At 53.8% G+C, this 24,439-nt stretch carries 22 protein-coding genes; 14 read left to right on the top strand and 8 right to left on the bottom strand.

The window, feature by feature from the left end:
- Positions 1–61: 61 nt before the first annotated feature.
- Complete coding sequence (locus tag I6L74_RS06745; RefSeq protein ID WP_059180286.1) at positions 62–2,200, bottom strand: intracellular growth attenuator family protein; 2,139 nt, start codon at positions 2,198–2,200, stop codon at positions 62–64.
- A 320-nt stretch (positions 2,201–2,520) separates the two neighbouring features.
- Here I6L74_RS06745 and nudE point away from each other — a divergent pair, with 320 nt between their 5' ends.
- Positions 2,521–3,081 (top strand): ADP compounds hydrolase NudE, encoded by a 561-nt coding sequence (gene nudE, locus I6L74_RS06740; RefSeq protein WP_059180285.1) that lies wholly within the window; start codon positions 2,521–2,523, stop codon positions 3,079–3,081.
- Positions 3,082–3,188: 107 nt separating this feature from the next.
- Here the strand turns inward: nudE and mrcA are convergent, their stop codons facing one another.
- Positions 3,189–5,741 carry a peptidoglycan glycosyltransferase/peptidoglycan DD-transpeptidase MrcA gene (mrcA, locus tag I6L74_RS06735; RefSeq protein ID WP_059180284.1) on the bottom strand — a complete coding sequence of 851 codons (2,553 nt, stop codon included), beginning with the start codon at positions 5,739–5,741 and terminating at the stop codon, positions 3,189–3,191.
- A gap of 120 nt (positions 5,742–5,861) precedes the next feature.
- Between mrcA and pilM the strand changes: the two genes are divergently transcribed.
- The 12 genes from pilM (at position 5,862) to trpS (ending at position 15,861) form a co-directional block, all read left to right on the top strand.
- Positions 5,862–6,644 (top strand): pilus assembly protein PilM, encoded by a 783-nt coding sequence (pilM, locus tag I6L74_RS06730; protein WP_059180283.1) that lies wholly within the window; start codon positions 5,862–5,864, stop codon positions 6,642–6,644.
- On the top strand, positions 6,641–7,159 hold the full coding sequence (locus I6L74_RS06725; RefSeq protein WP_059180282.1) for a PilN domain-containing protein: 519 nt from the start codon (positions 6,641–6,643) through the stop codon (positions 7,157–7,159). Before pilM ends, I6L74_RS06725 begins: the two co-directional genes overlap by 4 nt.
- Before the next feature lie 3 nt (positions 7,160–7,162).
- Positions 7,163–7,624 carry a HofO family protein gene (locus I6L74_RS06720; protein ID WP_059180281.1) on the top strand — a complete coding sequence of 154 codons (462 nt, stop codon included), beginning with the start codon at positions 7,163–7,165 and terminating at the stop codon, positions 7,622–7,624.
- Positions 7,614–8,015 (top strand): HofP DNA utilization family protein, encoded by a 402-nt coding sequence (locus I6L74_RS06715; protein WP_059180280.1) that lies wholly within the window; start codon positions 7,614–7,616, stop codon positions 8,013–8,015. Before I6L74_RS06720 ends, I6L74_RS06715 begins: the two co-directional genes overlap by 11 nt.
- On the top strand, positions 7,927–9,168 hold the full coding sequence (gene hofQ, locus I6L74_RS06710; RefSeq protein WP_059180279.1) for a DNA uptake porin HofQ: 1,242 nt from the start codon (positions 7,927–7,929) through the stop codon (positions 9,166–9,168). Before I6L74_RS06715 ends, hofQ begins: the two co-directional genes overlap by 89 nt.
- A 297-nt stretch (positions 9,169–9,465) precedes the next feature.
- The gene (gene aroK / locus I6L74_RS06705; RefSeq protein ID WP_015960764.1) at positions 9,466–9,987 is read left to right on the top strand and encodes a shikimate kinase AroK; all 522 of its coding nucleotides are present in this window, start codon (positions 9,466–9,468) and stop codon (positions 9,985–9,987) included.
- A 57-nt stretch (positions 9,988–10,044) separates the two neighbouring features.
- On the top strand, positions 10,045–11,133 hold the full coding sequence (aroB, locus tag I6L74_RS06700; protein ID WP_059180278.1) for a 3-dehydroquinate synthase: 1,089 nt from the start codon (positions 10,045–10,047) through the stop codon (positions 11,131–11,133).
- Positions 11,134–11,225: 92 nt separating this feature from the next.
- Entirely contained in the window at positions 11,226–12,509 is a 1,284-nt protein-coding gene (gene damX, locus I6L74_RS06695; RefSeq protein ID WP_059180277.1) for a cell division protein DamX, read from the top strand.
- 66 nt (positions 12,510–12,575) lie between these two features.
- Positions 12,576–13,391, top strand: coding sequence for an adenine-specific DNA-methyltransferase (gene dam / locus I6L74_RS06690; RefSeq protein ID WP_059180276.1), 816 nt, complete (start codon positions 12,576–12,578; stop codon positions 13,389–13,391).
- Between the two features lie 41 nt (positions 13,392–13,432).
- Complete coding sequence (rpe, locus tag I6L74_RS06685) at positions 13,433–14,110, top strand: ribulose-phosphate 3-epimerase (protein ID WP_015960760.1); 678 nt, start codon at positions 13,433–13,435, stop codon at positions 14,108–14,110.
- Complete coding sequence (gene gph, locus I6L74_RS06680; protein WP_059180275.1) at positions 14,103–14,864, top strand: phosphoglycolate phosphatase; 762 nt, start codon at positions 14,103–14,105, stop codon at positions 14,862–14,864. The genes rpe and gph overlap by 8 nt, the downstream gene beginning before the upstream one ends.
- Positions 14,857–15,861 (top strand): tryptophan--tRNA ligase, encoded by a 1,005-nt coding sequence (gene trpS / locus I6L74_RS06675; RefSeq protein ID WP_059180274.1) that lies wholly within the window; start codon positions 14,857–14,859, stop codon positions 15,859–15,861. Before gph ends, trpS begins: the two co-directional genes overlap by 8 nt.
- 143 nt (positions 15,862–16,004) lie before the next feature.
- Here the strand turns inward: trpS and I6L74_RS06670 are convergent, their stop codons facing one another.
- From I6L74_RS06670 to nirB, 5 genes are all read right to left on the bottom strand, one after another.
- A complete protein-coding gene (locus I6L74_RS06670; RefSeq protein WP_072241954.1) occupies positions 16,005–16,175 on the bottom strand; it encodes a YhfL family protein in 171 nt (56 codons plus the stop codon).
- A 153-nt stretch (positions 16,176–16,328) separates the two neighbouring features.
- Positions 16,329–17,702, bottom strand: a complete 1,374-nt coding sequence (gene cysG, locus I6L74_RS06665; protein ID WP_059180273.1) for a siroheme synthase CysG — start codon at positions 17,700–17,702, stop codon at positions 16,329–16,331.
- An 11-nt stretch (positions 17,703–17,713) separates the two neighbouring features.
- A complete protein-coding gene (gene nirC, locus I6L74_RS06660) occupies positions 17,714–18,523 on the bottom strand; it encodes a nitrite transporter NirC (RefSeq protein ID WP_059180272.1) in 810 nt (269 codons plus the stop codon).
- Positions 18,524–18,654: 131 nt separating this feature from the next.
- Positions 18,655–18,981, bottom strand: a complete 327-nt coding sequence (gene nirD, locus I6L74_RS06655; RefSeq protein WP_015960755.1) for a nitrite reductase small subunit NirD — start codon at positions 18,979–18,981, stop codon at positions 18,655–18,657.
- Positions 18,978–21,521 (bottom strand): nitrite reductase large subunit NirB, encoded by a 2,544-nt coding sequence (nirB, locus tag I6L74_RS06650; protein WP_015960754.1) that lies wholly within the window; start codon positions 21,519–21,521, stop codon positions 18,978–18,980. Before nirB ends, nirD begins: the two co-directional genes overlap by 4 nt.
- 240 nt (positions 21,522–21,761) lie before the next feature.
- Here nirB and I6L74_RS06645 point away from each other — a divergent pair, with 240 nt between their 5' ends.
- Positions 21,762–23,078, top strand: a complete 1,317-nt coding sequence (locus I6L74_RS06645) for a cytosine deaminase (protein WP_059180271.1) — start codon at positions 21,762–21,764, stop codon at positions 23,076–23,078.
- 3 nt (positions 23,079–23,081) lie between these two features.
- Here the strand turns inward: I6L74_RS06645 and tsgA are convergent, their stop codons facing one another.
- Entirely contained in the window at positions 23,082–24,266 is a 1,185-nt protein-coding gene (gene tsgA, locus I6L74_RS06640; protein WP_059180270.1) for an MFS transporter TsgA, read from the bottom strand.
- Positions 24,267–24,439 lie beyond the last annotated feature (173 nt).

Genomic DNA, 24,439 nt, shown 5'->3' with positions numbered 1-24,439 from the left:
GGAACTCTCCAGCCAGAAGAAACGTGCGCGACAGGTTAGCACAACTTGTCGCGCAGAGGCGTTATCCGATCAGGCTCTCAGGCGCGGAGATAAGTTTAGGATTGAGGCAATTATCGTAATATTGCTGGATCTCGGCCAGACGAGTACGTGAGCGCTGATAGCGGCGCAGGGCAGCAAAACCGTTCCAGATGATGCAAATCAACATGGCCATCATGAGCAGTGTCGTCCCGATATAACGCCACAATCCGGCGCTGTCCGGCATGCGATGCAGATCGACATGCCGCGTGCCGTTCGCATCGGTAAAGGTTCCGGTGACGATCCCTTCTGCGCTAAATGGCGTTTGCATCAGCATTTGCGCCAGGCGCTGGAACTCGCCCCACTGTTCCTGGGCCGGATAATCATAGAGCGCTACAGGCGGATACGGCTGATCAACCAAGTCGCTACCCTCTTCACTGGCAATCACAAAACCGCCGGGTGCCGGGCTGTTAAGCGCCTGAGCCGCACGGGAGGTTTCACGCATCACAAACGGCGCGGTTGACGTGGCGACCAGATTTTCCAGGGACTCCGCACTCACCGGACGTAACAACACATTCACGCCGTCCAGTCGGCCTGCCTCAGCGCGTTTGACCAGTGCTTCCCAGTCTTTGCTGTTCCCGAGGTTGACGAGGGCATTTTTGAGACGAACACACTCATCCTCTGCAGAACATAAGTCCTGTGTTTTCATCACGATGTCGCCAAAATCATCCAGCAAAACCATTCCGGATTTTTGAATGGCAGAGCGCAAAGACTGACTGACGCGCGAATTCTCGTCGGGTTTTGGGTGTAGCTGGCGATTAAGCGCCTGCGTCAAAGCCGTCGCTTTACTGACGGTATCGGATTCCGGCAGCGGCAACGGCGGCGCGTCATTCCAGATGATCTGTGAGCAATCGAAGGGGGTGAAGGGCGAATTTTGGCGTGTATTCCAGGTTCCCGGCGCATGAATATTACACATACCCGTACCTTTCAGCTTCAGGGTGTCCCCCACGCGAACGCCAGCCTCTTCCAACTGATGAACGCTTGTCGCTTCGATAGTTTGCGCGCCTTTAATCCACGACACGGTGAATTTAATTGGCATATCAAGGGGAACAAGGAAAATCAGTAACGCCAGAACGAGCGCCGCGCCACCTGCAATAATGCTGCTGCGCAGCCAGTGCTGGAGCGGGAAGTTTTTCACCTCATCATGCAGCGATAAAAAACGCCCCTGACGGACCACCTGGCGATCGAGATAGATATCAATATCGGTTTTTTGCCCTAAATCCTGAGCAATCCACGGCTGCCAGTGACGCGGGTAAATAAGATCGATAATGCCGAGCGAAATATTGTTGATGTGCTCCTGATCGTTCTCACCGAACAGACCCCAGCGTTTTGGCGTACCACGTAAGCAGTGGATTTCGCGCAAGGCCGTTTTAGCCGGAGAAGCAAAAAGCCCCCACAACCCTGCGGCGATCAACAGGACAGCGCCGCCTGCGAGCCACGGGGCAAAAACGTCGGGCGTCATCAGGCACAGGAAAAACAGCAGGAAAGCGGCGACAATTAAAATTGCTTCACGGATGCCATCCGGGCGGCTCAGCGCGTACTCTTCGTACGTTTCCTGGCGAATATTGAGCAGTTCAATCTGTTCGGTCTCTTCGCCACGGATGGACGCTTGCGTAGAGTTTGCTCGTTCGAGCGCAAAGCGCGGCGCTTCCTGAACATATTCACTCAGGGTATGGCCATTCAGGGCGATAACCAGCGGAATGGAATCGGTATGGATGAGCTCGACGCTATTTTCATCATTGATGTATTGCTCCCAGAACGGTGGCAAATGCACTTCGACGGAGTCGAGATAGTAGCGCCACTTATTAGGGTCATCGGTGGTGATGCCATAGCGGGTGATCGAGCGCGTCACGCACAACACGGTGTCGCTGTGCGCGTTGAGATTCAGAGATACAGGCGCTGCAGTGGCGCCGGTCGGCCCTGGCGTCTGAAGGATGCGGTTCAGCGTATCGAGATAATTTTCAATGGCGCTGCGTTCATCGGCGGCCAGCGTACGCGTGGTCGCACCGGCGAAAGCGTTTAAAAAGGGCAGTCGAAGTCGACGTTGCGCCCGGCGTCTGAGTAACCATCCTGCAATGAATACGCAGGCCAGCATAGCAGCGAAAAATATCAAAATGGTGCTCATGCTTTCCCCATCTTACTTATTTCAGGTGTAGTCAGTCGCACCTATTACCGTGAATGTGTCTCTGTGGTTGGCTATCGGCAAGCATGGAGTCGAACTTGAGCAATCTGAAGCGCATCCCAGTGATCAAAAATGATAGCAAAGGCAACCAAAGCGGAATATCAGCAAATTCCTGGAGTTATTTCAACCTCTTGACTTTTAATTTGAAATAATAACTGGTTTAGGATAAGTTGCAAAAATGTAAATTTAGGGCAAATGACATTGCCGAAACCGTGCGTCATATCGCACAATGCACTCAGTTTACCCAGCAAAGACCCGTCAAGATGAGCAAACCCTTACAAAAGCCCATTATTCTGAATGTTGAAACAATCGCCAAATCGCGGCTGTTTAATGTGGAAAGTGTGGATCTGGAGTTCAGCAACGGCGTGCGACGCGTGTATGAACGTATGCGCCCATCAACGCGCGAAGCGGTAATGATCGTTCCGATTGTTGATGACCATCTTATCCTGATTCGTGAATATGCGGTGGGCACAGAATCTTACGAACTGGGTTTCTCTAAAGGACTGATCGATCCGGGTGAATCCGTTTTTGAAGCAGCCAATCGTGAGCTGAAGGAAGAGGTGGGTTTTGGTGCGAACGATCTGACCTTCCTGAAAAAGCTCTCCATGGCGCCGTCCTATTTCTCCAGCAAAATGAATATTGTGCTCGCCGAAGATCTCTATCCAGAAAAACTGGAAGGTGACGAGCCAGAGCCGTTACCGCAGGTTCGCTGGCCGCTGGCACATTTGATGGATTTGCTGGAAGAACCTGATTTCCATGAGGCTCGCAACGTGAGTGCGCTGTTCCTGGTGCGTGAATGGCTCAAAGGGCAAGGGCGGCTGTAGCTCTTCGACGGCTATGCCTCGTCTCGCTCGTCTCAGGCGAAAGTACACAAAAAAACGGTAACCCTTGGGTTACCGTTTTTACTATGAGTTTCAGTGGGGGCTGTTCGTCAGAACAACTCGTGCGTCTCGCCGTTATCAATCAGCTCAGTCCCTACCTCATGCACCGCCTGCGTTGTCGGCTGCGTGCCCTCAATGAAGAACTCTTCACGGCTGTTTCCGCCGTTGGCTAACTGGCCGGTGCTACGGTCGATATTGACTGTCACAATACCTGGCGGCGGCGTGAGTGGCTGTTCAGGAACGCCCTCCAGAACCGCTTTCATATAAGCATCCCAGGCCGGCTGTGCGCTCTTCGCGCCGCCTTCGTAACCAGAAATCTGATCTTTAATCGCACCCGATGCCGACGTTCGGCCCAAATCGCGACGGTGATCGTCAAAGCCGATCCACACGGACGTCACCACGCCCGGACCGAAACCGGAGAACCAGGCGTCTTTAGAACTGTTGGTCGTCCCGGTTTTGCCGCCGATGTCGCGCCGCTGTAAATCACGGCCCGCACGCCAGCCCGTGCCTTGCCAGCCCGGTTCACCAAAGATATTGGTATTCAGGGCGCTCTTAATCAGGAAGGAGAGCGGCGTATTGATCACATGCGGAGCATATTCCTGCGCACCGCTTTGCGCGACAAGCGCCTGGTTTGCCTGCTCCAGTTGCGGCTGCGGAACGGTGGAATTCTGTCGCTCCTGCGACAGGGCGACATCTTCCATGTCTTTATTTTCCAGTACGTTCGATTTCGGCGTGTCGCCGTAAATCACCGGGATATCACATTCCGGGCAGGCGATTTTTGGCTTAGCTTCAAAAATCACGCCGCCCTGATCGTTTTCAATTTTACTGATGAAATACGGATCGACCAGGAAACCGCCGTTCGCCATCACCGAGTAACCGCGAGCGACCTGCAATGGCGTAAAGGATGCGGAGCCCAGCGCCAGCGATTCGGTATGCACGATATTTTGTGCCGGGAAACCGAAACGTTGGAGATATTCCGCAGCGTAATCGACGCCCATTGCACGCATCGCGCGAACCATGACCACGTTTTTAGACTGCCCCAGACCCTGACGTAAACGGATTGGACCGGAATACTCCGGCGGAGAGTTTTTCGGCTGCCAGTCGGAACCTGCGCCCGCATCCCAGCGAGAGATCGGCACATCGTTGAGGATACTGGCGAGCGTCAGCCCTTTATCCATCGCCGCGGTGTACAGGAAAGGCTTGATGTTGGAGCCGACCTGACGCAGAGCCTGCGTTACACGGTTAAATTTGCTCTGATTAAAATCAAAACCACCGACCAGCGCCATCACCGCGCCATTCTGCGGGTTGATGGAGACTAACGCCGAGTTCACATCCGGAACCTGCGCCAGCCACCAGGCGTCGTTGACTTTACGAACCCAGATTTGCTGCCCGGTCTGGACCACATCCGTGACTTTACGCGGCGTTGGGCCTTGCGATGTATCGGAGCGATACGGGCGAGCCCAGCGAATGCCATCCATGCGCAGAGAAACCGAGGTCCCGTCTCCAAGCGTAGCGGTCGCTTCCTGCGGATCGGCCGCCGTGACAACGGCAGGAAGGAGCGGGCCGTAAGTCGGCAGTGCTTTCAGCGAATCCGTGATTTTTTTGCTGTCCCATGCGCTTTCGCCCACTTTCCACAGCACATTAGACGGGCCACGGTAGCCGTGACGCATGTCGTAATCCATCACGTTGTTACGCACCGCCTGCTGCGCCGCCTGCTGAACTTTACGCGTGATGGTGGTGGTGATGCGGTACCCGTCTTCATACGCCTGTTCACCGTAGCGACTCACCATCTCCTGACGGACCATTTCCGTGAGATACGGGGCCGAGAAGGCGATTTTGGGCGCGTGATAGTTAGCGTCAATCACATCATTGCGCGCCTGATCGTACTGTGTCTGGCTGATATAGCCTTCGCTTAGCATGCGTGACAGCACTACGTTACGGCGCGCAGTGGCACGATCGAGTGAGTAGAGCGGGTTAAACGTCGACGGTGCTTTAGGCAGACCCGCAATGGTCGCCATTTCGCTTAAGGTCAGCTCCTGGACAGGCTTACCGAAATAGACCTGCGCCGCCGCGCCCACGCCGTACGCGCGATATCCCAGATAGATCTTGTTGAGATAAAGCTCGAGGATTTCGTCTTTGCTCAGCAATTGCTCGATGCGAATAGCAAGAAACACTTCCTTGATCTTACGCGTCAGCGTTTTTTCCGGGCTCAGGAAGAAGTTACGCGCCAGCTGCTGCGTAATCGTACTTGCCCCCTGGGAAGCGTGACCGGAGAACAATGCCACGCTTGCGGCACGGAAAATCCCCACAGGATCGACGCCATGGTGTTCATAAAAACGGCTGTCTTCCGTGGCGATAAAGGCCTTCACCATCACCGGAGGAATTTCATTTAAGGTCAGCGGAATACGGCGCTTTTCGCCATATTGAGCGATCAATTCACCGTCGGCACTGTAGACCTGCATCGGGATTTGCAGTCGCACATCGCGTAGCGTGGCGACATCAGGCAGTTGCGGCTCAATATATTTGTACAAACCATAAATCGAGCCTGCTCCCAGCAGAATGCAACAGACTGCAAGGATCAATAAATACTTTACGAACTTCACTGGAGATTTCCCATTTAGTTTCACTTGGGCAGTTTCTAAACAATCGGCCGGTAGTATAAAGGCAAGCCTGAATCATTGATATAGCCGTCAAAAGGACGGGCGATAAGGAGATCGTGAAGCATGGCTTTCAAAACGTGGCGAACAGGTGTTCATATTCAACAAGATAGGGTTTTAGCTGTCTGTCTTACAAAGGAGCGAACCGGATGGAATCTGCGCCGTTGGTGGCAAATTCCGCTGGAGCGGGGAATTATCCGTGATGGACAAATTATTGAGCCAGAACAATTGGTTGCTGCGCTACGTACCTGGAGCAAGGTCTTGCCGCACCATCACCGGATTTTCCTCGCATTCCCCGCTGCACGAACGTTGCAAAAAGCGCTTCCTTGTCCGGCACTCAACTTACGCGACAGTGAGCAAGCCTCGTGGATTGCTTCAGCCATGTCACGCGAGCTTGAAATGGCACCCGATGCGCTGTGCTTCGATTATGTGCAGGATACGCTGACCCGTTCGTTCCAGGTAACCGCTGCACAAAACAAAGAGGTCGCGGCATTGTTAACGCTGGCAAACACGCTCCGTCTGCATGTTGCGGCGATTACGCCGGATGCGGGTGCGCTGGTGAATTTACTGCTACTTCTTCAGCCTCCTTTCCACTGCGCGGTCTGGCGCGACGATCGCCACTGGCTATGGGCAACGCGTCACCAGTGGGGCCGTAAGCCACTGACCGAGGCAGCAGCGGTGGGAGATCTGGCGGCGCTTTTGGCGCTTAAGCCTGAAGATATGGCTCTTTTCGCGGCTGATAATCTTGATCCTTTCACTCTGGTCTCACGTAATTTGCCGCCATTGCCTGACTGTGGAGCGGACTTTACCGTCGCTCTGGCCCTTGCGATGGGGGACATCGTTGAATGAAAACCACTAACTTTTTGCCGTGGCGGCAATGGCGACAACAGCGTTGCTGGCGTTTCTGGACGTTACTCTTTGTTGGGTCGTTACTGCTTTCCCTCACCGTGATGATGAGTCTGCGATCGCGCTTCGCGATACGTTCGCACGTGCTGGAGGTGTATCTGGTGGGCGATATGGCGATTCAACAAAAGCTCGAGGCCCATCGTGCGCGCTGGCGAGCGCAACACGAGCAACAGCAACTCACCCAACAAGCGGCTGTTTTGCTGACTAAAACGCAAGCCTGGCAGCCAACGCTCGTGGCGCTGGCGTTGGCGATTCCGGAGCAGGTATGGCTCACGCAAATGTCATTTCAGCAGTCCAGCCTGGTGTTGAAAGGTTATGCCACGACGCTTTTATCCCTTCAAAAACTCACTGAATCATTGAAGCACTTCGGTGGCTTCACGCTTGGGCCTGCGGGGGAGCTGCAGCAGGATAATCAGGGGCGCTGGACGTACAGCCTCACACTCCAGCGCCAGGAGTGAGACGTGCACAGCTTATTCGAACGGTGGTATGCGTTTCGTTCGCGCACGCGCATTCTGATCTGGGGCCTGATTTCAGGCTGCGTGCTGCTGACGGCGTATTTGATACTCACGCGCCCGGCGATACAGCACGTTTCTCAACTTGAAACAAAACGAGAGCCCATCACCACAGTGGTGAAAGCACTTTGGACGAGCGAAGTTCAGCGAGGCCATGCTGAGGAACAACCAGATATTTCTGGGCGGCAGGCCTTTTCGCCTCTGGATTTTCAAACGCATGGTGCGCGGTTAGTTCGCTGGCTGCCCAATGCGAAAGGCGGTGAACTCTCTTTAGACGCAGACTGGATGCAGATTCCCGATCTGTTTGACGCGATCGCGCAGCGTGGAATGGGGGTGACGGCCTTTTCCGTCGAACCCGGCGAATCACGGCTAAAGCTAATCGTGCAGGTGGAGAGTCTACATGCGAACTGAGCTACGCGGGTTGATCCTGTGCTCACTGGTTTTTCTCACTGGGATGCGCGATCCGTTTCGACCGCCCGTGGATCGCTGTGAGGTCGGGAAGCTCAACAAATGGCACTACCAGGGACTCATCCGCAGCGCAGGTGTTGTGGGCATTATGAAAGATGAGCAGGATCGCTGGCATCGTGCCCATCAGGAAGATCACCTGCCATCAGGCTGGCGAGTTCTGGCGATAAATGATACGGAAATGGTCATCGAGGTTGGTGACGGATGTGACCCGAAGGAATGGCAATGGAAACGAGAAGGAACGAAAAATGAAAATAACAAGGATAGTCGCCCTGCTAGCGCTGTTCAGCACGTCGGCATGGAGCATCGCTCAAAAGCCAGTGACCCTGGTGGTTGATGACGTACCGGTTGTTCAGGTTTTGCAGTCGTTGGTCGAGCTGGAGAACCGTAACCTTATCGTTTCACCCGATGTTACCGGTACGCTATCGCTGCATTTAACGCGTGTGCCCTGGCGGCAGGCGCTGCAAACCGTAGTCACCAGCGCTGGGCTGGTGTTACGCGAGGAGCGCGGTATTTTTTATGTTAACACTGCCGCATGGCAACGTGACCAGCAGGCGCGTAATGAAGAGGAGAAGACCAGGCTCAAACTGGATGTCCCGCTTGCGTCGCGCAGCTATGCTCTGGCCTATGCAGACGGCGGCGAACTACAGAAATCCGCCGAGAAACAGCTCAGCCCAAAAGGGAGTTTATCCGTCGACAAACGCACGAATCGATTACTGGTGCGCGATATTCCTTCAGTGCTTGATAACTTTCAACACTGGGTAAAAGAGATGGATCTGCCCATCGCTCAGGTGGAGCTGGAAGCGCATATCGTCACGATAAATGAAAAAAGCCTGCGTGAGCTTGGCGTGAAATGGAATCTTGCCGAGGCGCAAGGTGCAGGGGCACCGGGGCAAGTCACCACGATGGGCGTCGATCTTTCCGTTGCCAATGCCACTACCCATGTCGGATTCAACATTGGTCGAATTGACGGCAGACTTTTGGATCTGGAGCTTTCCGCCCTTGAGCAAAAGCAACAGTTGGAGATTATTGCCAGTCCCCGGCTTTTGGCTTCGCATATGCAGCCCGCCAGTATTAAACAGGGCAGCGAAATTCCTTACCAGGTTTCCAGCGGTGAGAGCGGAGCGACCTCGGTGGAATTTAAAGAGGCGGTTTTGGGCATGGAAGTGACGCCAGTCGTGCTTCCCAACGGACGGGTGCGTTTGAAGCTGCGTATTAGCGAAAATATGCCGGGGCAAGTTTTACAGCAGGCTGATGGTGAAACGCTGGCGATTGATAAGCAGGAGATCGAAACTCAGGTCGAAGTGAAAAGTGGAGAAACGCTGGCACTGGGCGGTATTTTCTCTCAAAAGAATAAAACGGCCAGTGATAGCGTCCCGGGTCTCGGACATGTTCCCTTGCTGGGCCAGTTTTTCCGCCATGACGGCAAAGATAACGAGCGTCGCGAGCTGGTGGTGTTTATTACGCCACGCCTGATTGATATTCAGTAACCGAAACGATCACCGCGAGGATTTTGCACCCAGTTTGTTGCAGATGTTTGACGTGAGGCATGAATTAGCATACAAGGAGTACCGATTTGAGTTTCAGCTTCTCTAATCTTACCTCTTGTTGCCCCTAAGCATTTGGCATGGTGATTTAATCAGTTGCCAAACAAGCAGGACTACTGAGATAATTTTTAGTCTGACTCTCGCACTATCGCATATGAGGTTTCAGTTCATGTCCTGCTACGTTGAGTACTCGCGAAGCCGGAATTACCATTAACGAATAGTCTTAGTAGTACCGAAAAAATGGCAGAGAAACGCAATATCTTTCTGGTTGGGCCTATGGGTGCCGGCAAAAGCACTATTGGGCGCCAGTTAGCTCAACAACTCAATATGGAATTTTACGATTCTGATCACGAGATTGAGAAACGAACCGGAGCTGATGTGGGCTGGGTCTTCGATGTAGAAGGCGAAGAAGGTTTCCGTGACCGTGAAGAAAAAGTTATCAATGAACTTACGGAAAAACAGGGCATTGTGCTGGCTACTGGCGGCGGTTCTGTAAAATCTCGTGAAACGCGTAACCGTCTCTCGGCCCGCGGCGTTGTGGTTTATCTTGAGACGACTATCGAGAAACAACTCGCACGTACGCAGCGTGATAAAAAGCGCCCGTTACTGCAGGTTGAAACGCCTCCACGTGAAGTTCTTGAAGCACTGGCTGGTGAACGCAATCCACTGTACGAAGAAATTGCTGACGTAACGATTCGTACCGACGATCAGAGCGCAAAAGTCGTTGCAAACCAGATTATTCATATGCTGGAAAGCAACTGATTCTGGCTTTATATACACTCGCCCACGGGTAATAGCATTTAAGGTGGATGTCGCGTCATGGAGAGGATTACAGTTACTCTCGGGGAACGTAGTTACCCTATCACCATCGCGGCTGGTTTGTTTAACGACCCAGCTTCCTTCTTACCACTGAAAGCGGGTGATCAAGCTATGCTTGTCACCAACGAGACGCTGGCTCCGCTTTATCTCGACAAAATTCGTCATCTGCTGGAACAGGCAGGTGTGAACGTCGACAGTGTGATTTTGCCTGATGGCGAGCAGTATAAAAGCCTGGCGGTCCTTGAGACCGTCTTTACCGCATTACTGCAAAAACCGCATGGTCGCGATACGACACTACTTGCCCTCGGCGGTGGTGTTGTTGGCGATCTAACGGGTTTTGCTGCGGCAAGTTATCAACGTGGTGTTCGTTTTATTCAAATTCCTACCACGCTTTTATCACAGGTCGATTCTTCGGTTGGCGGCAAAACAGCGGTTAACCATCCGCTTGGCAAAAACATGATTGGCGCGTTCTATCAGCCCGCATCGGTGGTTGTGGATCTCGACTGTCTGAACACATTGCCCCAGCGCGAATTGGCATCAGGCCTGGCTGAAGTGATCAAATACGGCATTATTCTGGACGGCGAGTTCTTTAGCTGGCTGGAAGAGAACATGGATGCATTGCTTAACCTTGACGGTAAAGCGCTGGCTTACTGCATCCGCCGTTGTTGTGAGCTAAAAGCAGAAGTCGTTGCAGCAGACGAGCGTGAAACGGGCTTACGTGCTTTACTGAATCTGGGGCACACGTTCGGTCACGCGATTGAGGCGGAGATGGGTTACGGCAATTGGCTTCATGGCGAAGCGGTTGCAGCGGGCATGGTGATGGCCGCGCGTACCTCTGAACGTCTGGGTCAATTTAAGCAAGAAGAGACTCAACGCATCATCACGCTGCTTGAGCGTGCTGGCTTACCGGTAACGGGGCCGCGCGAGATGTCTTCGCACGCGTATTTACCCCACATGATGCGCGATAAAAAAGTTTTGGCGGGTGAGATGCGCTTAGTGCTCCCACTGGCAATAGGGAAGAGTGAAGTGCGCGGCGGAGTGTCGCATGATGTGGTTCTTGGCGCTATTGCTGATTGCCAGCAGGCGTAACAACTAGAAAGGTCAGGCTACTGTTACAGGTAGCTATTTAGCTTCAGGTGAAATGCAACGTCGTAAGCATGAGCCTTTGAGTGGGGTGTTAAATGGATGAATTCAAACCAGAAGACGAGCTGAAACCCGATCCCAGCGATCGTCGTACTGGTCGTTCTCGTCAATCTTCAGATCGCGATGATAATGAGCCGCAAATCAACTTCGATGATGTTGATTTGGATGCAGACGATCGTCGTCCGTCACGTAGCCGCAACGCGCGCGATGAGCGTGAAGAAGAGGATTATGAGTCTGATGATGAATCACTGGACGAAGAGTCTGTAGAGCGTCGCCCGCGTAAACGTAAAAAAGTGGCGGCGAAACCCGCTTCACGTCAGTACGTTATGATGGGTCTTGGCGTTTTTGTCCTGCTGCTGCTGATTATCGGCATCGGTTCTGCGCTGAAAGCACCGTCTACCCCCTCAAATGAGCAGACCGCTTCAACCGAAAAGAGCATCAATCTTTCGGGCAATAATAATGATGCAGCAGATCAGGCCAATGGTGTGCAACCTGCGCCAGGCACGACGTCTGCTGAACAGACCGCGGGCAATCCAACCAATGCTCCGCAGGATGTCTCACTGCCTCCTGTTTCGGCTACGCCAACTCAGGGCCAGGCAAGTGCGGCACCTGAAGGCCAGCAGCGTGTTGAAGTTCAGGGCGATCTGAACAACGCGCTCACGCAGAACCAGGATCAGGTGAATAACGTGGTGGCTAACTCCACGCTGCCAACCGAGCCTGCAACCGTCGCGCCAATTCGTGGCGGGAATGCACAACCGCAAACCGCAGCAACCGAAACCAAACCGCGTCAAACTCAGGCTGCCACTTCGCGTCCAGAGCGTCAAAAAGCGGTGATTGAGCCGAAGCGCGAAACGAAACCGCAGACCGTTGCTAAAGCCACGGAAGCCAAACCGGTTGCCCAGCCCAAGCCAACGGAAACCGCTACCAGCACGCCGGTGAAAACACCTGTAGCGACAGCGGCACCGAAAGTCACCGCAGCAACACCGGCTCCTGCCGCGACTGCATCAACGTCTGGCTCTGCATCCGGTAAGTCTTCGGGTAATGTTGGGGCAATGAAGGCCGCACCGTCCAACAATTACACGCTTCAGTTGAGCAGTTCGTCTAACTACGACAATCTGAATAACTGGGCGAAAAAATCGAACCTGAAAAACTATGTGGTTTATCAGTCGACTCGCAACGGGCAGCCATGGTACACGCTGGTTAGTGGCGTTTACGCCTCTAAAGACGAAGCGAAACGCGCTGTGGCAACGTTACCTGCTGACGTTCAGGCGAAAAACCCATGGGCGAAACCGATTCATCAGGTTCAGGCCGACTTGAAGTAATGTTTAAAGCGCAGAATGCTGTCGGAGCTTTTCCACAGCTGGAAAAGGTGTAATCAGTTAGTCAGCATGAAAAAAAATCGCGCTTTTCTAAAATGGGCAGGGGGAAAATTCCCCCTGCTTGACGATATTAAAAAACACCTGCCGAAGGGCGAGTGCCTTATCGAGCCCTTTGTGGGTGCCGGGTCCGTGTTTCTCAACACCGACTTCTCTCGTTATATCCTGGCGGATATCAACAGCGATCTGATTAGCCTCTATAACATCGTTAAAGATCGTACCGACGAGTACGTTGACGAGGCGCGTAAGTTGTTTACGCCTGAGACGAATCAATCTGAAGTTTACTATCAGCTTCGCGTAGAATTTAACCAAAGCCGCGATCCTTTCCGGCGGGCGTTATTATTCCTGTATCTTAACCGACATGGCTACAACGGCCTGTGCCGGTATAATCTGCGCGGGGAATTCAACGTGCCGTTTGGCCGCTACAAGCGCCCTTATTTCCCGCAGGTTGAGTTGTATCACTTTGCTGAGAAAGCACAGAATGCACTCTTTATCTGCGAGTCGTACGCAGACAGCATGGCGCGCGCGGATCATCAGTCGGTCGTGTATTGCGATCCGCCGTATGCGCCGCTGACGGCGACGGCCAACTTTACGGCGTACCACACCAACAGTTTCAATTTGAAAGAGCAGGTGCATCTGGCGGAGATCGCCGAGGGCCTGGTGAAAAAGCGTATTCCCGTGCTGATTTCAAATCACGATACGGAAATGACGCGCGAATGGTATCAGTTAGCGACTCACCGATACGTCGTTCAGGTGCGGCGCAGCATCAGCAGTAACGGTGGCACACGTAAAAAGGTGGACGAACTGCTGGCTCTTTATCGCCCCTGAGCCGTTTCGCCCGCCGGTAAACACATTTCAAGGAGATGCGGATGAAACAGTTTTTGATTGCTCCCTCAATTCTGTCGGCCGATTTTGCCCGCCTGGGTGAAGACACGGCCAACGCGCTGGCCGCCGGTGCGGATGTGGTGCATTTTGATGTGATGGATAACCACTACGTACCTAATCTGACCATCGGCCCGATGGTGCTGAAAGCGCTACGTAACTACGGAATCACCGCCCCGATTGATGTTCACCTGATGGTCAAACCGGTTGATCGCATCGTGCCGGATTTTGCCGCAGCGGGCGCGAGCATTATCACCTTCCACCCTGAAGCCTCCGAGCATGTCGATCGCACGTTGCAGCTCATCAAAGAGAACGGCTGTAAGGCGGGGCTAGTGTTTAACCCGGCGACGTCGCTGAGCTATCTTGATTACGTCATGGACAAGCTGGACGTGATTCTGCTGATGTCCGTCAATCCAGGTTTTGGTGGCCAATCCTTTATTCCGCAAACGCTGGATAAGCTACGTGAAGTGCGCCGTCGCATCGACGAGTCTGGCTATGACATTCGTCTTGAAGTGGATGGCGGCGTGAAGGTCAACAACATTGGCGAAATCGCTGCAGCGGGTGCGGATATGTTCGTGGCAGGCTCCGCCATTTTTGACCAACCGGATTACAAAAAAGTCATCGATGAGATGCGCAGTGAACTGGCAAAGGTAAGTCATGAATAAATTACAGGCAATTCGCGGTGTCGCGTTTGACCTTGATGGCACGCTGGTCGACAGCGCGCCGGGTTTAACCAGCGCCGTCGATCAGGCGCTGTATGCGCTTGAGCTGCCCGTTGCGGGTGAAGATCGGGTGATAACCTGGATTGGTAACGGTGCTGATGTGCTGATGGAACGCGCGTTGACGTGGTCCCGTCAGGAACGCGCCTTTCAACGTTCGGCGCAGGGTAAACCCGGCGTTGATCATGCTGATATCCCGCAGGATGAACAGCTACGCGTTCTGCGTAAACTGTTCAATCGCTTTTACGAAGAGACCGTGGAAGAGGGCAGTTTTCTATTCCCTGACGTCGTCGATACCCTGAGCGCGTTGCATGCCAATGGCATGCCGTTGGCGCTGGTCACCAACAAGCCAACGCCGTTTGTGGCGCCGTTGCTGGAAGCGCTCGACATCGCAAAATATTTCTCGGTGATTGTCGGCGGTGACGACGTGCAGAATAAAAAACCGCATCCGGAACCGATTTTGCTGGTGGCAGGAAAATTATCCTTGGCGCCTGAGCAGCTGCTTTTTGTCGGCGATTCGCGCAATGATATTCTGGCCGCCAAAGCCGCAGGTTCGCCGTCTGTGGGTCTCACCTACGGCTATAACTACGGTGAATCCATCACGCTGAGTGAACCGGACGCCGTGTTCGATCACTTCAAAGATTTACTGCCCGCACTCGGGCTTTCGCACAGTGAACATCAGGAATCAAAAAATGACTAAGCCCATCGTATTTAGTGGCGCGCAGCCTTCAGGCGAATTGACCATTGGCAACTACATGGGTGCGTTGCGTCAGTGGGTGGGTATGCAGGATGATTACCACTGCATTTACTGCATCGTGGATTTGCATGCGATTACCGCGCGCCAGGATCCTGAGAAACTGCGTAAAGCCACGCTGGATACGCTGGCACTGTATCTGGCTTGCGGTATCGATCCGCAAAAAAGCACCATTTTCGTACAATCGCACGTGCCAGAGCACGCACAGCTTGGTTGGGCGCTGAACTGCTACACCTATTTCGGCGAACTGAGCCGCATGACCCAGTTCAAAGACAAATCTGCACGCTACTCCGAGAACATCAACGCCGGTTTGTTTGACTATCCCGTGCTGATGGCCGCTGACATTCTGCTGTATCAAACCAACCAGGTACCGGTTGGCGAAGACCAGAAACAGCACCTCGAACTGAGCCGTGATATCGCGCAGCGCTTCAATGCGATCTACGGTGATGTCTTTAAAGTGCCAGAGCCGTTTATCCCGAAATCGGGCGCGCGCGTGATGTCACTGCTTGAGCCGACCAAAAAGATGTCCAAGTCTGACGATAACCGCAACAACGTTATCGGCCTGCTGGAAGATCCGAAAGCGGTAGTGAAAAAGCTGAAACGCGCAGTCACAGATTCCGACGAGCCACCTGTTGTGCGTTACGATGTGCAGAACAAAGCGGGCGTTTCAAACCTGCTGGATATTCTCTCTGGCGTCACCGGGCAGAGTATTCCTGAGCTTGAACAGCACTTTGAAGGCAAAATGTACGGCCATCTCAAAGGCGAAGTGGCGGATGCGGTTTCCGGCATGTTGACTGAACTGCAGGAGCGTTATAACCGTTTCCGCAATGACGAAGCGCTGCTGAATCAGGTAATGCGAGACGGTGCCGACAAAGCCAGCGCGCGTGCCGCTGAAACCCTGAAAGCGGTTTACCAGGCGATTGGCTTTGTGGCAAAACCCTAGGTAAAAGCAAAACGGTAATCGCATTATCGTTTCGAGTCTTTGTACTCTCCCCCTGTGGGAGAGGGCAGCGCGAGTGCCTCAGACCGTACTCGCTGCAATAAAAAACCGGGAAATTCCCGGTTTTTTTATTGCCTGAACAATGCTTATTGTTCTGCCGCGGGTCCGCAACCGCCAATTATTTTAGAAATTGAGATCGCCGGATGAAGCAAGTAATCGTAGCTGCAATTATTTTTGGTATTTTGAACGTGACCGGTGCAAGCCGTCAGGGTGGATAAGATGCCGACGACGAGCGCGGCTTTTGCCAGGTTAAACATACACTTTCCTTGTCAGTGACAAAATGAGCTGAAATGACCACGAGGGAATAAATGGAGAGATTCCATTTCGCGGAAGGTATGTTAGCGGCTGGGGTAAGAGGGGAGTAGTCCATATAAGGACTACTCAATTAAGGTCAGTTGTGCAGCGAGGGTTTAGTGGTTTGAAAACCAGTTGAGCTTTTCGCGAAGTTCAACCACGCGCCCGACGACGATCAGCGCCGGGCTTTCAACCTGTTTCGCCAGCTCGCCGAGCTGTGTGAGCACGCCGCTCACGACGCGCTGGGTAATCGCCGTGCCATTTTCGACCAGCGCCACCGGCATATCGTGCTGCATGCCGTGTTCCAGCAGTTTTTCCTGAATGGTCGCCGCCTGATTCAGCCCCATGTAGAACACCAGCGTCTGCTTTTCAGCGGCCAGGTTGTGCCAGTCCAGCTCACTTCCCGTTTTGAGATGGCCCGTCACCAGGCGCACGCATTGAGCATAATCGCGATGGGTAAGCGGGATACCGGAATAGGCAGAGCAGCCAGAAGCCGCAGTGATTCCAGGCACCACTGAGAACGGCACACCCGCGTTGCAGAGCGTTTCCAGCTCTTCACCGCCACGACCAAAGATAAACGGATCGCCGCCCTTCAGGCGCACCACGCGTTTGCCTTTGAGCGCTTCACGCAGCAGGATCTGGTTAATTTCTTCCTGCGGAACGCAGTGATAGCCCGCGCGTTTGCCCACGAATACGCGGTCGGCGTCACGACGGACCAGATTCATAATGTCATCAGACACCAGACGGTCATACACCACGATATCCGCCTGCTGAATCTGCTGTAATCCTTTCAGTGTTAAAAGACCCGCATCTCCAGGCCCTGCACCCACCAGCACCACTTCGCCGCGGTGATTCAGCGGTTCAGTCAGCAGGCGCTCGGTCGTCTCTTCGACGGCCTGATGATCCTGATTCGCCAGCGACTGCGCCAGGCGGTCATTGACGAAGAATTTTTCCCAGAAGCGGCGGCGCTCGCCGACGGTTGCAAACGTCGTTTTCACCCGGGCGCGAAGCTGGCCGGCATAGCGCGCCACCTTCCCTAAATGCTGAGGTAAAATCGATTCGAGTTTTTCGCGCAATAAACGCGCCAGCACCGGTGACGTGCCGCCGGATGACACCGCCACCATCAGCGGGGAACGGTCAATAATCGACGGCATAATAAAGCTGGCTTCTTTTGGCGCATCGACCACGTTGCAGAAAATACGACGGGTTTCGCAGGCATCGCTGACGCGCTGGTTCACTTCGTCGTCATCAGTTGCGGCGATCGTTAACCAGCAAGTATCGAGCAGGGACTCGTCAAACTCGCCCTGCACCAGCGTCAGCATGCCTTCCTGCGCCCACACGTGAAATTGCGGATCGAAGGCCAACGCATTAACGGTAAGTTGTGCACCTGCTTCTAATAGCAAACGCGCTTTACGCTCAGCGACATCGCCACCGCCCACTAACAGGCAGTCTCGATGACGTAATTGACAGAAAATCGGCAGGTGATCCACGACATTACCTCTTAGGAATTGGCTTTCGCCTGTGCAGTTGCGATGGTGACGGGAGTCGGACGCTCCGCTTTAGGAGTAGCATACCAGTATCCTAAGCCCATAAACACTGCACCCGAAAGGGTATTGCCCAGAGTTACCCACAACAGGTTATGACCGATGCCCGAAAGGGTGAACGCGTCGTTGTGATGGCCAAACCAGGAGAGTGCGAAAAGCGTCATGTTTGCCACGGAGTGTTCGTAGCCGGAGGCAATAAACGCCAGCAAACACCACCAGATTGCGATGAATTTCGCGGCACCTTCCGTGCGGATTGCCATCCAGATCGCCAGGCACACCAGCCAGTTACAGAGCACGCCCTTGAAGAACAGCGTCATGGCTGGCTGCGTGGTTTTGGCGAGCGCAACGGTGTGTACAATGCTGGTATCCACCGGTAACAAACTGCCGCCACCCCAGCTGTACAGCAAGGCCACGAAGACGGAACCCAACAGGTTGCCGACCCAGGTTTGCGGCAGAATCGCCCACATTTGTCCCTGGCTAATTGTCCCCGCTTTGACGCCCAGCGCCAGGAACATGGTATGGCCGGTGAACAGCTCTGAACCGGCGATAATGACCAGGGTTAACGCGAGCCCAAACGTTGCGCCCATCACTAATGGACGAATGGAGGGTTCAAGTAAATTCCCCAGCGTGAAGATGAGAATAATACCGAGACCGACATAAGCCCCGGCCATGGCGGAACTGATCCAGAAGCCGAGAGGGTTATTTTGACTGAGGCGGGCAATGCGCGCAGCGTTAGCCGCACACTTATTAATGGTGTCTGCAAACATGTGATTATCCTTGTACACGCCCCCTCTATGCTGCCGACAAGAGGCAATGCGACGGGGTTGTGCAAAAAAGTTGAAAAGCTCCCGAACGGGAGAAAAGTACAAAAAAGGGGGCATTGCGCCCCCGATAACAATCAGCCCCTCAGCTGCACGTTGCCGTCTTTTACGCGGACGTCATAGTGCTTCACTGAGTGACTTTCATCTTCCATGCAGTGTCCGTCGCTTAAACGGAAACGCTGTTTTTTCAGTGGACTCGCCACCCACAGTTCGCCCTGATGCTCCGCAATCAAACCGCGAGACAGCACGCTGGCCTGAAAGAACGGGTCGATATTGCTGATCGCAAAGACCTGTTCGTCATGACGAGGGCGGAAAATGGCGACCTGTTCCGTACCCAGCAGTGCGCAAACGCCGGTCGCTGGAATGATGTCGTTAACTTTGCAGATGTTTACCCACTGGCTCATACGTTTTCCTCCACCAGAGTCACCGGAATGCGCTCGTATGGCGTCGCCGGACGATGCTGCTCACGCTCAGGAACAATCTGTACGTTCGGATCGCGCTGGGCGCTGTTGATAAAGTGTTTGAAGCGAACCTGCGCCGCCGGGGAATTCACGGTTTCAGTCCACTCGCAAATCACGGCGTCGCGCAGACGGGCCATTTCGGCTTCCAGCGCATCGTTCAGACCCAGTTTGTCGTCGATGATGACCGATTTCAGATACTCAATGCCGCCTTCCAGATTGTCCAGCCAGGACGCTGTACGCGTCAGCTTATCGGCGGTGCGGATGTAGAACATCATGAAGCGGTCGAGGTAATTCAGCAGGGTTTCACGATCCAGATCCGCGGCCAGCAGGTCTGCGTGACGGGGTTTCATCCCGCCGTTACCGCAAACGTACAGGTTCCAGCCTTTCTCGGTCGCGATGATGCCGACGTCTTTGCCCTGGGCTTCCGCACATTCACGGGTACAGCCGGAGACGCCAAACTTCATTTTGTGCGGCGTACGGATGCCTTTGTAGCGGTTTTCCAGCTCCACGCCGAAGCCCACGCTGTCGCCAACACCGTAGCGGCACCAGGTGCTGCCCACGCAGGTTTTCGCCATACGCAACGCTTTGGCGTACGCGTGACCGGTTTCGAAGCCCGCTTCGATAAGCTGACGCCAGATTTCTGGCAGGTCGTCTTTCTGCGCACCAAACAGGCCGATACGCTGGGAACCGGTGATTTTGGTGTACAGGTTGAATTCACGCGCCACTCGGCCAACTGCCACCAGTCCTTCCGGCGTAATTTCGCCACCGGCAGAACGCGGTATGACGGAGTACGTCCCGTCTTTCTGGATGTTCGCCAGGAAGTTGTCGTTGGTATCCTGCAGCGGCGTATGTTCTGGTTTCAGAACGTATTCGTTCCAGCAAGACGCCAGCAGAGAACCGACCGTCGGTTTACACACTTCGCAGCCATAACCCTGACCGTGTTTTTCCAGCAGTTCGTCAAAGGTCTTAATGCCTTCAACGCGGATGAGATGGTAAATCTCCTGGCGTGAGTAAGAGAAGTGCTCACACAGGTTGTTGTTAACTTCGATACCCTGTTTCGCCAGTTCGGCGTTCAGCACCTGAGTGACCAGCGGGATACAACCGCCGCAGCCGGTACCGGCTTTGGTTTCGGCTTTCAGCGCCGCAACGGTGTGGCAGCCCTTATTGATCGCGGAGATCAGCATGCCTTTGGTGACGTCGAAGCAGGAACAAATTTGCGCGCTGTCCGGCAGTTTATCCACGCCAATTGACGGCTTACCGTTGGAGGCATGCGCAGGCAGAATCAGCGCATCCGGGTTTTCTGGCAGCTCGATGGCGTTCAGAACCAGTTGCAGCAGATTGCCAAAATCGGTGGTGTCGCCCACCAGCACCGCACCCAGCAGGGTCTTATTATCCGGGCTGACAATCAGACGTTTGTAGACTTCTTTGCTTTCATCGAGATAAACGTAGCTGCGGGAGTTCGGAGTGCGGCCATGTGCATCGCCGATACCACCGACGTCCACGCCGAGCAGCTTCAGCTTGGCGCTCATATCTGCGCCGACGAAGGCATTTTCGTTACCCAGGATGTGGTCAACGGCGACCTGCGCCATTTTGTAACCTGGAGCGACCAGACCGTACACGCGATTGTTCCAGCTTGCACATTCGCCGATCGCGTAGATATCCGGGTCGGACGTCTGGCAGGCATCGTTAATCATGATACCGCCACGCTGCGCCACGGCCAGACCGCACTGGGTCGCCATTTTGTCGCGCGGACGAATACCAGTTGAGAAGACGATAAAATCTACTTCCAGCTCGCTGCCATCGGCAAAGCGCATGGTTTTGCGCGCTTCGGTGCCTTCCTGAACGATCTCTTTGGTGTTTTTGCTGGTGTGAACTTTCACACCCATGCTTTCGATTTTACGGCGGAGCTGGTCGCCACCCATGTGGTCGAGTTGTTCAGCCATCAGCATCGGGGCAAATTCGATGACGTGGGTTTCGACGCCTAAGTTTTTCAGTGCGCCTGCCGCTTCGAGGCCAAGCAGACCGCCACCGACTACCGCACCACGTTTACTGCGGCGTGCGCAGGATTCGATCGCTTTCAGGTCTTCAATGGTACGATAAACGAAGCAATCCTGTGTTTCCGACCCTTTGATCGGCGGGATCCACGGGTATGAGCCAGTCGCCATAATCAGCTTGTCGTAAAAAACCGTGCGTCCGGCACTGGAGTGAATCACTTTTTCCTGGCGGTTAATGGTGATGGCGCGTTCGCCAACCAACACATTCACGCCATGCTTCTCATAGAAACCTTCACGAACCAGAGAAAGTTCTTCAGCGGTGTGGTGGGAGAAGTAGGAGGACAGGTGCACACGATCGTACGCCTTACGGGGTTCTTCACAGAAGACGGTAATATCAAACTGGGTAGCGTCTGCTTTATCGAGAAGATCCTCAATAAAGCGATGGCCGACCATGCCGTTACCAATGATAGCGAGTCTGACTTTGCTCATTTTTGCCTCGATTTCTTTTATATTACTGCCTACCTTAACGATTCAGCACAGGCGCTTATTGATGCAAATCAAATACGCCTTCAACTACTCCTTAGTGGGTAGATGACTGATTTGTCAGGAATTTTCTAAGTGGCGGAAATAACTCGCTTTTCATAAGCGATGAATTTGTGTACAAAATTTGAGGTTAATCTGCAAAAGTTCGTACTCCCAAATTTCAGCACTGTTTTTCAGGGGAAAGGTATGTCTACATCACCGCTTTGGCTGGTTCAGAACGTTCGGTTACCGCAGCAAGAAGGGCTATGGCAAATTGCCATTCAGAATGGCCGTTTTGGCGAAATTACCCCAATAGGTGATGCGCCCGATGAAAGCCACGAAGTCCTCAACGCCCGTGGTGGCCTGGCGATTCCGCCGTTTATTGAACCGCATATTCATCTCGATACCACCCAGACGGCCGGAGAGCCGAGCTGGAACCAGTCTGGAACCCTGTTCGAGGGCATCGAACGTTGGGCGGAACGTAAAGCGTTCCTCAGCCATGACGATGTCAAAGCGCGTGCGTGGAAGACGTTGAAATGGCAAATGGCTAACGGCATTCAGTTTGTTCGCACCCACGTTGACGTCTCTGACCCTACGCTCACGGCGCTAAAAGCGATGCTGGAAGTGAAGCAGGAAGTTGCGCCGTGGATCACCCTGCAAATCGTCGCTTTCCCGCAGGAGGGGATTCTATCCTATCCCAACGGTGCGGCGCTGCTTGAAGAAGCGTTACAGCTCGGCGCTGACGTGGTCGGCGCCATCCCGCATTTTGAATTCACGCGCGAATATGGCGTGCAGTCGCTGCACATCGCGTTTGAACTGGCAAAAAAATACGATCGTCCGCTGGATATTCACTGCGACGAAATCGACGATGAACAGTCTCGTTTCGTTGAAACGGTTGCCACGCTGGCGTATGAGGCCGGGATTGGATCGCGTGTCACCGCCAGCCACACCACCGCAATGCACTCCTACAACGGGGCATACACCTCGCGGCTGTTCCACTTGCTGAAAATGTCTGGCATTAACTTTGTCGCTAACCCGCTGGTCAACATTCATTTGCAGGGGCGATTTGACGATTACCCGAAACGTCGCGGAATTACCCGCGTTAAAGAGCTTCAGGAAGCGGGTATCAACGTCTGCTTCGGTCATGACGACGTTTTCGATCCGTGGTATCCGCTGGGGACGGGCAATATGCTGCAAGTGCTGCACATGGGGCTACACGTCTGTCAGATGATGGGTTATCCGCAAATCGACAGCGGCCTCGATTTGATTACCCACAACAGCGCACGCACGTTTGGGCTGACGGATTACGGTATTAAGACGGGCAACCCGGCGAATCTGATCATTTTGCCTGCGGAAAGTGGTTTTGATGCGGTGCGCTGTCAGGTGCCGGTGCGCTGGTCGATTCGTCAGGGTAGAGTGATTGCGACGACGCAACTGGCGCAAACGTGGATTCAAACGGATAGCGGGGGTGAAGAGGTGAGCTTTACGAATAACAGCCCCTTCGCTGAGCGCAAAGGGGCGTAAGGGTTAGTGCGAAGCCGCTGCCGTGTTGTGCTGACGGTGGCGGGTTACAAAGCCCAGAATCAGACACATGACAAACACCACGGCATACAGACCGTTAGCCGTTTGCAGCGCCGCCAGCGGGCCGCTGTGTGCCACAATCGGCCCTGTGACCACGAAGGTCAACATGGTGCCAATGGTCCCGCAGGTCAGAACAAAGTTCACAAGCTTAGGTGACGCCACTTTGGTTTGCAGTGAGCCGAGGGTGATGATTGAGGTGTAAATCGCGCTGGAGAAGAAACCGAGCGTCAGAATAAACCACGCCATATGCTCCGGCGCACCGTTGATAAACAGATACATCAGCACGGTTGCCAGACCCGCCAGCACCGTCAAAATGCGCTGCAAATCGAAGAAACGCAGAATGAAGCTAAATGCCCACATGCCGAACATGTAAGACATCCAGAAATCGCTCACCAGTTTGCCCGCGTCGTTGAGGCTCATGCCCAGGCCTTTCGCGTATTCCGGAACCCAGGAGATAAAGCCCAACTGGCCGAGGATATAGCACAGCGCCGCAACGGACAGAAACAGTACGCCGATCCCCCATTTTTCTTTTGCGGCAGGCTGCTCGCTCTGATCCGCTTTTTGACCCAGAACCGGGAATTCACAGCCAAAGGTCAGCACAAAAATAGCCACGTAGACCAGGCCGATACAGGCGTACACCCAATACCACTCGATGCTGCGAGCCAGCAGAACGGCGGCCACCATAGGGAAAATCATCCCCGCCATGCTGAAGAAGGAGTCGGTGAACAGCAGGCGTGCGCCGCGCTGACGGCCTTCATACATGTGGGTAATCAGGAACGTACCGATGGACATGGTGATCCCGCTGACCAGGCCCAACACAAACATTGAGGCGGAGAACAGCGCGATACTGTGGCTGACCATCAGTCCCGCTACGGCCGCGACCATCAGGACAAAGCCGAAGCGCAGCTGCGTTTTCAGCGGCACGATTTCCATCAGCCAGGCATTCAGGAAAATGGAGATCAGAATACCGGCGTTAAGGAAGGTAAAGGTGTTGCTCATGCTGGAAACGGGGAGCTGGAAATAGTTGGCGATATCACCCATCACCATTCCGGTGACGATCACCAGTGCGCCGGTCAGGGCGTACGAGAAGAAGCTGATCCATGTGAGCTTAATGCGATTGCTGTTAGTCATGTCTGGCCTGTGAATTTACCCCGTGTCCTTCACGCTGCAAAGGCGTTTGCCGCCTGCCTGCATCACGAATTAATAAGGGTAATGAAAAGTAAAACGCGTTGACCGCGCCGTGTGCGCAGGGATTTTAATCATTAAAGTGATCCATATAAATCTTTTATGAAAATTAAGATCTG

The organism is Lelliottia amnigena, from assembly GCF_019047465.1.
Taxonomy (GTDB): Bacteria; Pseudomonadota; Gammaproteobacteria; order Enterobacterales; family Enterobacteriaceae; genus Enterobacter; species Enterobacter amnigenus.
The sequence above is the reverse complement of the archived record's forward strand: the minus strand, read 5'-3'. Positions and strand labels throughout refer to the sequence as shown.